Genomic DNA, 14295 nt, shown 5'->3' with positions numbered 1-14295 from the left:
CCGCCACACCGCATCCGGTCACTCCCCGGCACCTCCCTTGGGCGATGATGACGGCATGGCACGCACCTTCGAAGAATTCGTCGACGAGGCCGGCTCCGTATCCGTGGACGGCTGGGACTTCTCCTGGCTGGACGGGCGGGCCACCGAGGCGCGCCCCTCGTGGGGCTACCAGCGACTGATGAGCGCGCGCCTGGCCACCGTGTCGGCGGCGCTCGACATCCAGACCGGCGGCGGCGAAGTGCTGGCAGGGGCGGCGAGGTTCCCGCCGGTGATGGCCGCCACGGAGTCCTGGCCGCCGAATCTGGCCAGGGCGACCGCACTGCTGCACCCGCGCGGCGTGGTCGTCGTCGCGGACCCGGACGAGCCGCCGCTGCCGTTCGCCGACGCGGCGTTCGACCTGGTCACCAGCCGCCAGCCGGCGACCGTGTGGTGGCCCGAGATCGTCCGCGTCCTGCGGCCCGGCGGTACGTACTTCGCGCAGCACGTCGGTCCCGAGACCGTCTTCGAACTGATCGAGTTCTTCCTCGGCCCGCTCTCCGACGAGCTGCGCCGCAAGCGCCATCCCGATGAGGAGGCCGCGGCGGCGAGGGCGGCCGGGCTGGAGATCGTGGACGTGCGCATGGAGCGGCTGCGGATGGAGTTCTTCGACATCGGCGCGGTGGTCTACTTCCTGCGCAAGGTGGTCTGGACGGTCCCCGGCTTCACCGTCGAGCGCTACCGGGACCACCTACGGGCGCTGCACGAGAAGATCGAGGCCGAGGGCCCGTTCCTCGCCCATTCCAGCCGGACCCTCATCGAGGCCCGCAAGCCCGAGCACGCCTGAGCCGCGGGCGGCGCGGGCTTCCCTGGCGCCGCGGAGATCCGTCAGGAGCGCCCTAGCCGCGGAGGAGTCCGATGGCGTACCAGAGGGTCGAGCCGCTCAGGATGAAGAGCAGGCAGATGCCGAGGTTGATCACCTTGTGCTCCAGGAAGACGGCCACGAACTCGCGGATCGTCGCGCTGGGCCAGAAGTACGCCGCGGTGGGCGAGCCCACGACCTGTCCCTTGACGCCGCACCTGCGGGCCGTCAACGCGGCGCGGAACGCGTGGTAGTTGTTGGTCACGATGACGCACCGGTAGTCCGGATTCGCCTTCTCCATGAGGGCCCGGCTGAACCGCAGGTTCTCTTCGGTGGTGCGGGAGCGGTCCTCGCGCTCGATCCGGTCCGCCGGGAAGCCGTGCTCCACCAGGTAGTCGGCCATGGCATGGGACTCCGGCAGCTCTTCGTCGGGCCCCTGCCCTCCGGAGGTCAGCAGCACCGGCCGGCCGCCGCGCGCCGAGAGCCGTTCGTGGACGGCGCGTCCCCGCTCCAGCCGGCTGGCCAGCAGGGGCGGCACCCGGTGCCCGCCGATCAGGCCGGATCCCAGTACCACCACGTAGTCGGCGTCGCGCCGGACCCGCAGGCGCCCGTAGAGGAAGGCGTAGCCGACGAAGCACAGGAAGAGGAACCCGACGTAGCCGAACAGCGCCATGGCGGTGCCGGCGATCACGATCAGGGTGCGGGTGTGCTGGGCGATGGCCACGATCAGCAGCACGATCACGGCGAGGATCAGCACACCGGCCAGCAGGGACATCAAGTTGCCGAGGCTGCGGCCTTCCTTGCGGAGCATCTGCACGCCGTTGGCTATCAGGAAGAAGCCGAACACGACGATGCCCAGCGCCAGTACCGCGAGAATCACCAGGATCGCGATGCCTCCCACGACGGGATGCTCCCGGCCGATCTCGGCGACCCACCCGATGACGGCGAACACGACGGCGAAGCCCAGGAACACGGCATTGCTGAACCGGCGCCGATCACGCAGCACGCCGACAAGGAAGAGGGCGAAGCAGAAGATCGCCGGGGCGAAGGGAAGCATCCGCACATCGTATGCAGGGCACGGCATTTGCCCGCCGGAAGGTCAGTTCGGGCCGCCCGCCGCAGCGGCCCTGGCCGGCTCCCCCGCACCTGCGTACGGGCCGGTGTCAGAGGTGTGAGGCTTCGCCCTGGGCGACTTCGATGTGTGCGTGCAGATCGTCCGCCGCGCTCAGCGCACAGGCGCCGGAGCCGACGAGGCAGACCAGCAGGCCCGCGGCGATGAAGCGGCGCACGCGGGGCGCCGGGGCCGCCCGGCCCAGGTCGCGGCGGAGCAGCGCCGCGACCCGGCGGGGCACCGGTCCCGCGGTGGCGGCGAGGAGCGGGCGGGACAATCCGGACGGTCCGCCGGCCAGGGCGGCGCGGCCGATGGCGCGGGCGGCGAGCGCCCGGCTGCCGACGGCGGCGGCCGCGGCCTCGTCGGCGATCCGTTCCAGCGCGTATCCGAGGGGTTCGCGCAGCGGCCGCAGCGCGGGATGGCAGCGGGCGGCCAGCTCGGCCGCCGCGAGGAACAGGTGGTGGCGGCCGCGGAGATGGGCCCTCTCGTGGGCGAACAGCGCTTCCCGCTCGGCCGGTTCGAGGGCGCGGAGCATGGCGGTGGTGACGACGATCCTGCCGGGGCGGCCGGGCAGGGCGTAGGCGTCGGGCCGGCTGTCGTGCAGGACCGCCAGTTCCCCGTGCGCCTCGCCCACGAGGGCCCTGGCGCGCGTCAGGTCCGCCCGGTGGCGGCGCAGGCAGCCGGCCACGGCGGCGGCGCTCCAGGCGAGCAGTCCTGCGGCGGCCGATGCGAGGGCGACGGTGACGGCGGGCGGGCCTGCGGTCAGCGGCTCGATGAGCGCGTCGAGTGCGGCCAGGGCGGGGACGTAGGACGCGCCGGGCACGACGAGCAGGGCGAGCGCCGCGGTGCTGCACGCCGCGAGGCCCACGGCGATGCCGGTGAGCAGCCACGCGGCGCGGGTGGGCGGCAGCGCCTGCGCCAGGCGGCGGGCGGCGGGCACGGCGAGGAAGGGCACGAGCAGTGGCACCCACACGAGGTCGTTCATTCGGTGCTCCCGTCGAGCAGTGAGCGGAGCAACTGCTCGTCCTCGCCGTCGAGTTGGGAGACGAAGCGGGCGAGTACGGCGCTGCGGTCGTCGTCCTTCGCCAGTTCCGCGTGCATCCGCCGGGCGGTCAGGCCGTGGGCGTCCTGCGCGGGGGTGTAGGCGTAGCCGCGGCCGGAGCGCGCGCGGGAGACGCTGCCCTTCTCGTGGAGGCGGGAGAGGATCGTGGTCACGGTCGTACGGGCGAGTGGCGACGGGAGCGCTTCTTGCACCTGGCCGGGCGTGAGGGGCCCGTCGGCCGCCCACAGTGCGGCCAGGACCCCGGCCTCCAGCTCTCCGGCAGGTCTGCGTTCCCCGTTCGCGCCGCTCATGGCCGCACCCTCCCACATGTTCGTCTACAGTAATGTAGACCGTCTACTCCACTGTAGACAGTCGAGTCTCGCGCAGGAGCCCCTGCCCACCATTATGGGAGCAGCCCCCTATGGCCGTATCCGTGTTCGCAGCGGCACCGCAGGCCGTGAATTTCCTCGACGCCGGATCCCTGCTCTCCGCCTTCGGAGCACTGGGGATCGCGTGCGTGCTCTTCGCCGAGACCGGCCTGCTGGTCGGCTTCTTCCTCCCCGGCGACTCACTGCTCTTCACCGCCGGGCTGCTGTGCGTACCCGGGGTGCACGGCGTGGTGCATCTCTCGCTGCCGCAGGTCCTGATCGCCGCGGTGGCCGGCGCCCTCCTGGGCGCGCAGACCGGATTCTGGATCGGCCGCAGGGGCGGCCGGGCCGCACTGGCCCGCAGCCGCTCCCGCAAGATCCACCAGGGCGCCGCACACGCCCAGCACCTGCTGGCGCGCTACGGGCACACCAAGGCGGTCGTCCTGGCCCGCTTCGTCCCGGTGGTGCGCACAGTGCTCAACCCGCTGGCCGGCGCGCTGGACGTACCCGCCAAGACCTTCACCCTCGCCCAGGTGGCCGGCGGCCTGGTCTGGACGGTCGGGCTGGTCCTGGCGGGTTACGCCCTCGGCTCGTCCGTCCCGAACGTCGACCACTACCTGCTGCCCCTCGTCGCCGCGGTCGTCGCCGTCTCGCTCCTGCCGCTCGCCGTCGAAGTCATGCGCTCCCGCTCCCGCGCCCGCGCCCTGCCCACTCCCCCCTCCGCCTCCCCCTCCGAGGAGCACCTGTGACGCACGCACTCGCCGCCGCCCCGTACGCCATCGACGGCGGGCTCTACACCTGGGTCACCGGGCTCGCCGCGCGCGCCCCGGGCCCCTGGAACGCGGTGGTGTCCCTCTGGACGGACGTCGGGCTCGCCGTGTTCGCGGTCTTCATGGTGGCCGCCTGGTGGCGGGCACGCAGCGGCGGCGAGGCGGACCGCATCGCGCGGGCGCTGGCCGCGCCGCTCGTGGTCGTCGCCGCGTACGGCGTCAACGACGTGGTCAAGTCGCTGGTCGACGAGCAGCGGCCGTGCCAGGTCCTGCACACGGTCACGGTCCAGGCGTGCCCGTCCCTGGGTGACTGGTCCTTCCCCAGCAACCACGCGGCCATCGCCGCGGCCGCCGCCGTCGCGCTGCTCCAGGTGGACCGGCGGATCGGCGCGCTCGCGGCGGTGTGCGCGCTGCTGATGGGGGCCTCGCGGGTGTGGGTGGGCGCGCACTATCCGCACGACGTCGCCGCGGGTCTCGTCCTGGGCGCGGCCGTCGCCTGGCTGCTGACCCGCCTGTTCGGCCGCGCGGCCCCGCTCGTCACGCGACTGCACACCACCCGGCTGCGGCCGCTGGTGTCCGACAGGTGACGGCCGCGGCGCACGGTCCGTGCCGGCGGTGGACGGTCCCGGCCGGATGCGCCGCCGCGCTGCTGGCGCTCTCGGTGGCGGTGGTGGTGGCCGGGCCCGCGCCGTTCGCGGTGGACTCGGCGCTGCACAGCTGGGCGGTGACGCATCGCCCGCACGGGCCGGCCGCGTTCGCGCGCGGCCTCACCGCCAGTGGCACGGGTATCTGGCCGTACCTGATGGCGTCGGCCGCCGGGATCATCGCGGGGCGCGGTGCCAGGGGGCGGATCCGGGCGGCCGTCGCGGCACTGGCCTGCCTCGCCACGGGCCAGGCCGCCCGCTACGGCCTCATGACACTGATCGCCCGGCCGCGCCCCCCGGCCGCGGACTGGGCAGCGCACGCATCCGGCCACTCTTTCCCCTCGGGCCACGCCACCACGTCCGCCTTGGCCGCCGGCCTGCTGTGCGGGGCGATCGTCCACCGCGCGCGCCCGGTCGCGGCCCGTCTGCTGTGCGGTGTCGCGCTGAGCTGGGCGGCGGCGGTCGGCCTGACGCGGATCTATCTGGGCGTGCACTGGCCCACCGACGTGGCCGCCGGCTGGCTGTTCGCCACGGTATGGCTCGCGGCGGCAGCAGCCCTCTTCGGCCACCGGGGGCGGACCCGGTGGCGCAGCACCCTCCCGGACGAGTAAGTTAGGTAAACCTAACCTAACCTCTCTACCGTGGAGATCTGGATGCGCACCCTCAACAGCCCGCCCGCGCAGCCCACACACGCCGAACGCATCCGCACCATCCTGGCCTCGGCCCAGTCGATGACGCTGATCACCGACGAGTCCCGCACCGAGGTGTCCCGCCTGAACGGACCCGGCCTCACCCAGCACATCCACCTCCATCCGTTGACGGACGAACCGGAATCCGGCCCGCACCACGCGGCACCCCGGCAGGTACCCGCCACCCTCGAATTCACCGACATCGCCCCCACCGCCGTCCGCGACCGGGTACGCGCCCGCGTCACGGTCATGGGCCGGCTGGCCTCACCCCCGCGGCCCGGCTCGGTCAACGGCCAATGCCTCCGGTTCGCCCGCGCCGTCCTGGACACCACGACGACCAAGGCATCCGTGGGCCTCGCCGACCTGATGTCCGCCACCGCCGACCCGCTGGCCACCTGCGAGGCCGCCATGCTCACGCACCTGGTCGACGACCACCACGATCTCGTACGGCTGCTGATCCGCCTGGTGGAACCCCGCCTCGCGCAGGGAACGCAGCGCGCCGTCCCGCTCGCCCTCGACCGTTACGGCGTCACCCTCCGCCTCGAATACACCCGCGGCCACCACGACGTACGCATCCCGTTCCCCACCCAGCTCACCGACGTCGACCAGTTCGGCCTCCAGATCCACGCCCTGGAAGCCGCCGCCCGCCGCCGCTCGCACCGCAGCCGGCTGCTCAGCGATTCCTGACCCGACGGCGTCCGGACCGGGCCCGTACGCACACGGTCACCCCGGCCCAACTCCCTCGGGAACGCCCGCCGTCGGATCCTGCCGGGCCGCCCGTGAGGGATGCCGGGAAGAGGTCATCGTGGAGGACCGTGTCGGTCCAGGTCAGGCCGTCGTCGACAGCCGCGCGGGCGACGAGCGGGGCGTTCGGGCCGCGCGGGCGGAGGGTGCGGATGGGGGGACGGCCGGGTCTTCACCCGGCAGACGACCGCCCGACCGCTCGCTGCGCACCGACCGTCGCAAGCACCACGTCGGCCAACTCCTCCACGGACCGATGGCCGCCCGCATCGATACGGTCCAGGCCCAGCCTGTCGACGGCATCCACCATGAGCGCCTGGTAGCGCACGGTGCGGGCCAGAAACCGATCCATCAAGTGCCGTTCCTCGCCCGTCGCTTCCCCGTAGCGGCCGGCGTCCCGCATCCGGGCCCGGAGAAGCACCTCGTCTGCGGTCAGCCACACGGCGCCCGTGTGCGGAACCGTCAACCCCGCGACATTGACGGGCCACAGAGCCGACCCCTCCAGCACCAGGCCCTCCCCCGAGCCCGTCCCGACCGCACGATCAGTGATCAACTCCTCGATGCGCGGCCACAGCCGCCCGTAATGGTCCAGAACAGAGGCCATCAGCTCATCCACCGTGAGCGAGCTGTAGTGCTCGGCGACATGCGCAGGCACCTCCCGCTCCGGCGTCCGCCAGGGCCGCCCCGGGTGCCGCGCCAGCCCGTCGGTGGACAGGTACGCAAACCCCAGCCTCCCCGCCACCACCCGGGCAACGGTCGACTTCCCGGCATTCGACGTCCCCCCGACCAACACCACCCGCACACCGCGCATATCCACGAACCTGCTCACCCCTCATCCCTCACCTCTCGTCCCTCATCACTGCCGAACGCCACTGGGGGTCGGTGGGACCGACGGCAGCCATCACCGCCAGGGCTCCACCACTCCCCCAGTGCGTCATCCCCCGGGACACCGCCACCTCCAAGGCTCCGCCCGCGCCCGTAACTCCCCAGGTCGTGAGCCCTCACTTCCCGCGGATCACACCGGGCTCCGACGGAGTTTGAGGGTGCTGTCCGCGCGGGTTCCGGACTCCCCGCCGGGGCTGGTCGCGGGACGGTGATAGGTCTCGCTGACCTGTACCTCCCACTGCACGGCCGGAAGATCGAGCGCGGTCAGGATCTCCTCAGGGGTGGGGAAGTGCACTTCCGGGGCGAGGTCGTGGTCCCAGAAGGGGGGGCCCGCGTGGCTGACGATGAGGAGCAGCCCGCCGGGCGCGACGGCTCGGGAAGACGTGCGCAGTATCCGCTCTCTGGCCGCGGCAAGCGGCGGGTACAGGAAGTGGGCGGAGACCAGGTCGAACTCCCCCTCGGGGAACGACGCGTCCAGATCGTGGTGCTGCCAGTCGATCCGGTCGCCCACACCTGCCGCCGTCGCCTGCCGGGCGGCGCGCCGCAGGGCGGTCGGTGATACGTCGGTGGCGGTGACACGCCAGCCCCGCGAAGCGAGCCAGACGGCGTCCGCGCCTTCACCGCACCCCAGGTCCAACGCCGTGCCGGGGCGCAGCCCTGCGGTCTCACGGACCAGGGCGGTGTTGGGGTCACCGCTGAAGATCTTGTCCCCGGCACGGTAGCGGGCGTCCCAGATCTCCTCAGTCGAGGCCGGCTCAGCGCCCGAGGCGGCGACGAGCACCGTATCGGAGGCGGTGTCAGGAACGGCGTGAGGAGTGCTGTCAGGAGTGCTGCCAAGTGCCGTGCCGTACGGGTCGCTTGGGGATCCAGGTGGGGTGCTGGTCATCGTTAGGTGCCTTTCGTGATGGCAGTGGTTGATGGCAGTGGTTGCAGTGGTGACGAAGGCGGGTGTCACAGTCCGTGCCGGCGGTCGCCGAGGACGCGCTCACACACTTCGCGTTCCATTTCCGGGGAGAAGACACCGCCGGCACGGCGGACGGCGACAGCGACGCGGGTTTCCTCATCGATCAGGTCCGCGTTGATAGCTCCGGCAGCGCGGGCCCCCGCGGCGGCGGAGCCGATGACCTGCTCGATCGGGTCGGTCGCATTGCCTGCCACCCACACCCCCGGCACGGCCGTCCGCCCCGTGGCGTCACCGGGTATGTGGCTGCCGATCACCGTCCCGCCGCGCTCCAGTTCGGCCGGCTCCAGACCGAGTGCGGCCAGGAAACCGGCGCGGGCGGTGAACCGCGGGGCCACACACAGCGCCTGGCAGGGGATGACCGTGCCGCCCGCGAGCCGCACCCCGGTCAGCCGTCCGTCGACCTTTTCCAGCGCGCTCACTTCGCCGTCCACCACCGCGATGCCGCGGGCGGCGAGCTGCTCGTACTCCTCATCGCTCGGCTCGGGGCCGGTGTGCAGGAACAGCGTGATTCGCTCGCTCCACTGCCGCCACAACAGCGCCTGGTGCACCGCCAACGGCCCGGTTCCCAGAACCCCGATCGCCTGGTCACGCGCTTCCCATCCATGGCAGTACGGACAGTGCAGGACGCACGCGCCCCACAGCTCGGCCAGGCCGGGCACCTCGGGCAGCTCATCGACCAGCCCCGTCGCCACCAGCAGCCGCTTGCCGTGCACGGCTTCGCCGTCGACGAGCCGCACGGCGAAGCCCGTAGCGTCCCGCGCCACGGACACAACGGTGCCCTGCCTGACCTGACCGCCATACGCACGCACCTCGTCCCGCCCGTCGGCCAGCAACGCACCGGGCGCATCGCCCTCCCTGCCGAGGTAGGCGTGCACTCCCGTCGCCGCCTCGTTGCGCGGCTGTCCACTGTCGATGACGACCACCGAACGCCTCGCCCGCCCCAGCGTCAACGCCCCGCTCAGGCCCGCGGCACCACCCCCGATCACCACGACGTCATAGCGCTGGTCACCATCGACCGACGAACCATTCACATGCCGCACCGTCTGCTCCTTCATGTGTATGACCTCCGTTCCGATGCAGACCATGCGCGCACCCGTCACACCCCGGCAAGCTTCATTGCCATCACAGCAAAACGGCGTCGGGAGGTGAGAGAGATGCGGGGGCGTTGGGGTGTCAAGAGGCGGTGCGGGCGACGGGCGGTGTCGTCAGCGAGGGCGCGGGCGCGTGAGGGCGGGCGGGTCACCCGCTCACGAGTGTCGTGGTGCAGGCTCCGTGGTCAGCAATCAGGCGGGACAGTGAACGGTACGGCGGGGCGAGGGCGGAGGCAGCCCGTCTTTCCCCCAAGTCCGGTCACTTCGGGTGAGGTTGTCGAGGTGGTGGCAGCGGGCGCCCTCCGGCACGGAGGCCGCTCAGCTGACCGTCCGCCCGCAACCGCCCCCGCCGACCGCACTCCGGCGACCACTGTCGGGGCACATCACGGCTTCGCCCGTACCGCGGGAGCGGGGTGGTCGACGCGGAGGGTGCGGATGATCTCCCATGTGCCGCCGTCGCGGTGGGCGCCGCGCAGGCCGTCGAAGGTGCCGATGCCTCCGCCAGATATCAGGTCGTCGTGAGCGAGGCCGGAAGTCGCCACGGTGCGGGCCGGATTCCAGGTGGTGGACACGGTCAGGCGGCGGCCCATCTGCACCCAGCCGGTGAGCCTTCCGGTGACCAGCCAGGCGTCGGGGGCGGCGCGAGTGAAGCGACGGGCCTGCCGCAGCCAGGACGCGGCGTCCTCGGGCCAGTCGACCGCGTCGATCACCTCGCCCCCGCGCTCCTGCCATCTACCGGCCAGCAGTGCGGCAGCCCGTCGCGCGGGGGCATCCCTCGACGAGCCGGTCACCAGGGTCACCGGGCGGGGGTCCATCGCCTCCAGCAGGTGGATCACCGCGTCGGTTTCCGGCCCGGTCAGCGGCAGTGCGGGTGGTGTGGCCACCGGCCTGGCGGTCTTCGGCGACCAGCCGTCCGGCGGCGCCTGTCCCTCCCTCATTCCTTGTCACTCCCTTCGTCGGGCACGGTGCGCGGGTCGCTGCCCGCTTTCCACACCCGGTACTTGGCGGTCGGACAGGCCCACAGGGCCGGTAGCCGGCGGCGAGGGCGGTGTCCTCGCCGGCGAAGAAGACCCGCTGAGTGGCGTAGCCGCCCCGGGCAAGGGCCCGCAGTGCGGCCGGGCAGTCGAGACGGCCGTAGATACGGTGTGCGCGGTGGCCGCCGCACCGCCCCGGGGAGCTGCCGGCGTACGGCCGGCGGTCGGCTCCCAGCAGCGTGTAGGGCCCGGCGCAGGCGTGGCAGGCTCCTGTTCCGTGCTCACCCGCGGCACACGGCCTCACCCAGGGCACACGGCCTCACCCAGGGCACCCGGCGTCTTCGTGTCCGAGGACGATCAGGCGTCGTGGAACACCAGACCCAGGGTGTGGCGCCGGCCCGAGCGGACCGCCGAGACGCCGTGCCGCACCGGGGAGGCCGACCAGCCCCGCTGGGAGCGGACCGGGCGGTCGCGGGTGGTGAACACCAGCCCGTGCCCCTGCGGGATCAGCGTGGCCGTGCCCCTCGACTGCGCCCTGGGACGCTGCTCGACCAGCAGGAACTCCCCGCCCGTATGGTCCTCGCCCGGCGCGTTCAGGTTGATCACGACCTGGAGGGGGAAGACCTTCTCGCCGAACACGTCGCGGTGCAGGGCGTTCCAGTCACCCGTCTCATAGCGCAGCAGGATCGGCGACGTCCTGGCCTGACCCGCCCGGTGGCATATCTCCAGCCACTCCTGCAGGTCGTCGGGCCATTCCGCCTCCCGGCCGAGTTTGCGGTACCAGTCGCGGGCGATCGGCGTCAGCCGGGGATACAGCTCCTCGCGCAGCCGCTGGACCGGCTCGGGGAAGGGGGTGTCGAAGTAGCGGTACTCGCCCGCCCCGAACCGGTGGCGCCGCATGTTCACCGTGGTCCGGAATCGTTCCGGTTCTTCGTACAGCGCGGCCAGTTGGGCGCACTGGGCGGGGGTGAGCAACTGGGGCAGCAGCGCGCAGCCGTAGTCGTTCACCTCCGCGGTGACCGCCTCCCAGTCGGCCTCGGCCACCTTCTTCGCGAAGCCGTCCCGTCGTGCCACGGTCGTCTTGCGGGTGCTCGCGTTCTTCGTGGCGGTGGTGGTCATGCCGCTCGCTCCAATGTCAGCAGGGTGTGCTTGACCCCTTGTCCCCCGACGTATCCGCCCTCGGTGCCGTCCGAGCGCACGACGCGGTGACAGGGCACCACCACCGGCAGCGGGTTCGTCGCGCACGCCGTGCCCACCGCGCGTACCGCCTTCGGGCTGCCGGATGCGCTGGCGACTTCGGCGTAGCTCTCGGTGTGGCCGTAGGCGATGTCCGGCAGGTGAACGAGGACTTCGCGGCGGAAGCCCTTGGACAGCCGCCAGTCCAGCTCCAGCTCGAACCGGGTGCGCCGCCCTGAGAAGTACTCCTCGAACTGCCGGGCCGCCTTCTCCAGTCGGGTCGGGGCCTGGAGTATGCGCGGGCTGACCTTGTCGGCCAACTGCTGGAGCACCGCCTCGTGGTCCTGCACTTCGTAGGCGACCCTCATCAGGCCCTGGTCGGTGGCGGCCAGCAGCAGCGCGCCGACCGGAGTGTCGATGGTGCGGTAGGCGACATCCAGGATTCCCTCCTGCTGGGCCTGGGCCTCCAGGCGCTCGTGCAGCCGGGCGAGCATCGGCTCGTCCTGCCAGGGCAGCCCGGCGAACGGGTTCCCGGTCTCCCGGTCGGATGCGGTCATCGGGCCGCTCCCTTCTCTTCTGTGCCGTCTCTCGGATAGGTGGTACGCAGAGTCTTGATGCCGTCGGCCGCCGCCCTGCGCGCGGCGTCGGTACTCCCGCCGGTCAGCGCGGCGATCTCCTTGTACGGCAGCCCTGCCAGGTAGTGGTAGGCCACCGCTTGGAGCTGCCGCTTCGGCAGCGCCTTCAGCGCCGCCCACAGGTCTCCGTCCCACGATTCGGGCCGGTCGCTGTTCCCAGGACGTTCCGGAATGTCGTCCACCGCCACCGGGCGGCGGGCGTTGGCCCTGGCGATGTCGATCGCCTTGCGGTGCGCGATCGTCACCAGCCATGCCTCGACATGGGCGTCCGGATCGAGGCCGGGGTACGCCGTCATCGCCGACAGAAACGTCTCCGACCAGGCGTCCTCCGCGTCCTGCGGGCCCACTACCGCACGGCACACGCGCAGCACCATGGGCCCGTAGTCGTGCACGATCTGCTCGAAAGGTTGCAAGGTCACACTCCGTAAACGACGGGCGGGCCCGGAACGTGAGACCCGGCTTCAAAAAAGGCGTCCCGCCTCCGCCGCCAGTGGTGCCTCCAGATCCAGCAGGAACCGTTTGCGGTCCAGACCGCCCGCATAGCCGGTCAGGCGCCCGTCCGCGCCCACCACGCGGTGGCACGGCACGATGACGCACAGCGGATTGCGGCCGTTGGCCGCCCCCACCGCCTGCGCCAGCGCCACGTCGCCCAACTCCCGCGCGAGGTCGCCGTACGAGCGCGTCTGTCCGTACGGGATCTGCGTCAGCAGTTTCCATACGCGCCGGTCGAACGCGTCCCCGGCCGGCGCCAGCGGCAGGTCGAAGGTCTCCCGCTCGCCGGCGAAGTACTCGCGGATCTGATCGCGTATCGGGTCGAAGCCCGCATCGTCGCGTTCGCCGAACGTCTCCGCCCCGGGGCGGTGCCGGTGCGTCGCGAAATACAGGCCCACCAGCGCCCCGTCCTCGGCGACCGCCGTCAGCTCTCCCAGCGGCGAATCGATCACCATATGCGTGCGCGTCATCGTCTCTTCACGTCCTCCGGTCCACACGGCCCGATCCCGCGGTCCGCTGCTTCTTCGTCTCGGCTCTCTGCTGCCTCTTCATCTCGTAGACGTCCCGTCCGCCCCGAACGTGAGATGGAGATTCTGCGGGGGGGGTGCATTGGGAGGAGGGCAAGAGGGGGAACGTGCTGTTGGCACATCCTGCCTGCCGGGGAGCCGTCCGAGCACTGCGGGCGATACCGCCCGGCCAGGATGCGGGGCGGTCGCCGGCCACCGTGGAGGTCGCCACCTGGCGGGCCGCCGAGCGTAACGTACTGGCGGAGTCCGTCGGCCCGCTGGCCCGAAAGCGCTGGCCCGGCGCAACGGAGCGATCCTGCCCTCCCAGTACCCGATGAGCCGCACGCTCCGGCTCAGTCTCGATCAGCCAGGGAATCGGCCCACGGCCGACTGGACGGCCTTCCTGTACGAGGTGACGAAGCTGTTCTCCTGAACCGGTGCCGGCGTCCGGGGCCTGCCGGGCAGCCCTGGGCCGAACGGGCGTCTCGGCGGCGGGGTGCCGTCCCGTCCACCGGTGGGGTTTCGGCGTCTTGCGTGGTGCGATCTCGCAGGTCAGGGGCTTCGGGTGGGAGCTGCGGGGGACAGCACGGATGGTTCGGGATGCAAAGTGGGGGCGGGGCCCTTTGACTGGGTGTAGTGAGTCAGGAAGAGGACGTTCCATGGCATACACGCGTACCTGCACCAGCGCTCTGGCCGCTGCCACCGTACTCACCGTTCCGGTGGCGCTCGGCGTGCCGGTGTCCGAGGCGTCGGCCGCCTGGGCATCGCCGGGCACTTCGGCCGGCCGGAGCGTGTCCGCGGCGCCGTCGCCGGGTGCCTCCGTGCCGTTCGGCCCTGGGTGCTCGTCGCTTCCGCGGAACGGTGCCGGCAGCGTCGAAGGCATGGCCAAGGAGACGCTCGCCAAGGTGGTGGCGCGCAACCCGAATCTTTCGGTGCTGTTCGCCGCGGTGAAGAAGGCCGGACTGACCGGCACGCTCGGCAACGCGCGCCACGCGACGTTGTTCGCGCCGGCCAACACGGCCTTCGCCAAGCTCGGCAAGGCGCGGCTGGCCAAGCTCCTGGGCGACAAGGCCGAGTTGAAGAAGGTGCTGGCCAACCATGTGGTCGGCAAGGAGATCGGCCGGGCCCGGCTGCCGCACGGCAGTTTCCTCACCATGGCGGGCGCCGAGCTCACCACTTCGGGCTCCGGCTCCTCGTTCAAGGTCAACGACACGGCGCGGGTCACCTGTGGTGACATCGGCGCCGCCAACGGCAAGGTCTATGTCATCGATGACGTGCTCACCGTGCCCGGCTCGTAAGGGAGTTGCGGGGCCGTAGCCCAACGCCGTATGCCGGCCCGGCCGCCGGGCGCACGGTCATCGGGCGATGA

General features: G+C 72.0%; 17 protein-coding genes. 6 read left to right on the top strand and 11 right to left on the bottom strand.

The annotated features are described in order from the left end of the window. Positions 1-55: 55 nt before the first annotated feature. On the top strand, positions 56-823 hold the full coding sequence (locus LIU39_RS17310; protein WP_227047628.1) for a class I SAM-dependent methyltransferase: 768 nt from the start codon (positions 56-58) through the stop codon (positions 821-823). A gap of 52 nt (positions 824-875) precedes the next feature. Here the strand turns inward: LIU39_RS17310 and LIU39_RS17305 are convergent, their stop codons facing one another. The 3 genes from LIU39_RS17305 to LIU39_RS17295 all read right to left on the bottom strand — a co-directional run bounded on the left by LIU39_RS17305 (position 876) and on the right by LIU39_RS17295 (position 3302). Next, complete coding sequence (locus tag LIU39_RS17305; protein WP_227047627.1) at positions 876-1895, bottom strand: YdcF family protein; 1020 nt, start codon at positions 1893-1895, stop codon at positions 876-878. A 106-nt stretch (positions 1896-2001) separates the two neighbouring features. Then, a complete protein-coding gene (locus LIU39_RS17300) occupies positions 2002-2934 on the bottom strand; it encodes a M56 family metallopeptidase (RefSeq protein ID WP_227047626.1) in 933 nt (310 codons plus the stop codon). Further along, positions 2931-3302 (bottom strand): BlaI/MecI/CopY family transcriptional regulator, encoded by a 372-nt coding sequence (locus LIU39_RS17295; RefSeq protein ID WP_227047625.1) that lies wholly within the window; start codon positions 3300-3302, stop codon positions 2931-2933. Before LIU39_RS17295 ends, LIU39_RS17300 begins: the two co-directional genes overlap by 4 nt. A 110-nt stretch (positions 3303-3412) precedes the next feature. Here LIU39_RS17295 and LIU39_RS17290 point away from each other — a divergent pair, with 110 nt between their 5' ends. The 4 genes from LIU39_RS17290 to LIU39_RS17275 are packed head-to-tail and all read left to right on the top strand — an operon-like array spanning position 3413 to position 6149. After that, the gene (locus LIU39_RS17290; RefSeq protein ID WP_227047624.1) at positions 3413-4108 is read left to right on the top strand and encodes a DedA family protein; all 696 of its coding nucleotides are present in this window, start codon (positions 3413-3415) and stop codon (positions 4106-4108) included. Continuing rightward, a complete protein-coding gene (locus LIU39_RS17285) occupies positions 4105-4716 on the top strand; it encodes a phosphatase PAP2 family protein (RefSeq protein ID WP_227047623.1) in 612 nt (203 codons plus the stop codon). The genes LIU39_RS17290 and LIU39_RS17285 overlap by 4 nt, the downstream gene beginning before the upstream one ends. After that, a complete protein-coding gene (locus tag LIU39_RS17280; RefSeq protein ID WP_227047622.1) occupies positions 4713-5384 on the top strand; it encodes a phosphatase PAP2 family protein in 672 nt (223 codons plus the stop codon). The genes LIU39_RS17285 and LIU39_RS17280 overlap by 4 nt, the downstream gene beginning before the upstream one ends. 42 nt (positions 5385-5426) lie before the next feature. Next, positions 5427-6149 (top strand): DUF2470 domain-containing protein, encoded by a 723-nt coding sequence (locus tag LIU39_RS17275; protein ID WP_227047701.1) that lies wholly within the window; start codon positions 5427-5429, stop codon positions 6147-6149. A 229-nt stretch (positions 6150-6378) separates the two neighbouring features. On the opposite strand, the gene LIU39_RS17270 is transcribed toward LIU39_RS17275, so the two are convergent. The 8 genes from LIU39_RS17270 to LIU39_RS17235 form a co-directional block, all read right to left on the bottom strand. After that, positions 6379-7014 (bottom strand): hypothetical protein, encoded by a 636-nt coding sequence (locus LIU39_RS17270; RefSeq protein ID WP_227047700.1) that lies wholly within the window; start codon positions 7012-7014, stop codon positions 6379-6381. A 204-nt stretch (positions 7015-7218) separates the two neighbouring features. Then, complete coding sequence (locus LIU39_RS17265) at positions 7219-7974, bottom strand: class I SAM-dependent methyltransferase (protein WP_227047621.1); 756 nt, start codon at positions 7972-7974, stop codon at positions 7219-7221. A 65-nt stretch (positions 7975-8039) separates the two neighbouring features. Continuing rightward, entirely contained in the window at positions 8040-9107 is a 1068-nt protein-coding gene (locus LIU39_RS17260; RefSeq protein WP_227047620.1) for an NAD(P)/FAD-dependent oxidoreductase, read from the bottom strand. A gap of 419 nt (positions 9108-9526) precedes the next feature. Continuing rightward, positions 9527-10081: a hypothetical protein gene (locus LIU39_RS17255; protein ID WP_227047619.1), complete on the bottom strand. Its 555-nt coding sequence runs from the start codon at positions 10079-10081 to the stop codon at positions 9527-9529. Between the two features lie 393 nt (positions 10082-10474). Continuing rightward, positions 10475-11236, bottom strand: coding sequence for a 2OG-Fe(II) oxygenase (locus tag LIU39_RS17250; RefSeq protein WP_227047618.1), 762 nt, complete (start codon positions 11234-11236; stop codon positions 10475-10477). Next, positions 11233-11850 (bottom strand): methylated-DNA--[protein]-cysteine S-methyltransferase, encoded by a 618-nt coding sequence (locus tag LIU39_RS17245; protein WP_227047617.1) that lies wholly within the window; start codon positions 11848-11850, stop codon positions 11233-11235. The genes LIU39_RS17250 and LIU39_RS17245 overlap by 4 nt, the downstream gene beginning before the upstream one ends. Further along, on the bottom strand, positions 11847-12341 hold the full coding sequence (locus LIU39_RS17240; protein WP_227047616.1) for an RNA polymerase sigma factor: 495 nt from the start codon (positions 12339-12341) through the stop codon (positions 11847-11849). The genes LIU39_RS17245 and LIU39_RS17240 overlap by 4 nt, the downstream gene beginning before the upstream one ends. Positions 12342-12389: 48 nt before the next feature. Continuing rightward, a complete protein-coding gene (locus LIU39_RS17235) occupies positions 12390-12890 on the bottom strand; it encodes a methylated-DNA--[protein]-cysteine S-methyltransferase (protein ID WP_227047615.1) in 501 nt (166 codons plus the stop codon). A 695-nt stretch (positions 12891-13585) separates the two neighbouring features. Between LIU39_RS17235 and LIU39_RS17230 the strand changes: the two genes are divergently transcribed. Next, positions 13586-14224 carry a fasciclin domain-containing protein gene (locus LIU39_RS17230; RefSeq protein ID WP_227047614.1) on the top strand — a complete coding sequence of 213 codons (639 nt, stop codon included), beginning with the start codon at positions 13586-13588 and terminating at the stop codon, positions 14222-14224. Positions 14225-14295 lie beyond the last annotated feature (71 nt).

Source organism: Streptomyces pinistramenti (assembly GCF_020564935.1).
Taxonomy (GTDB): domain Bacteria; phylum Actinomycetota; class Actinomycetes; order Streptomycetales; family Streptomycetaceae; genus Streptomyces; species Streptomyces pinistramenti.
The sequence above is the reverse complement of the archived record's forward strand: the minus strand, read 5'-3'. Positions and strand labels throughout refer to the sequence as shown.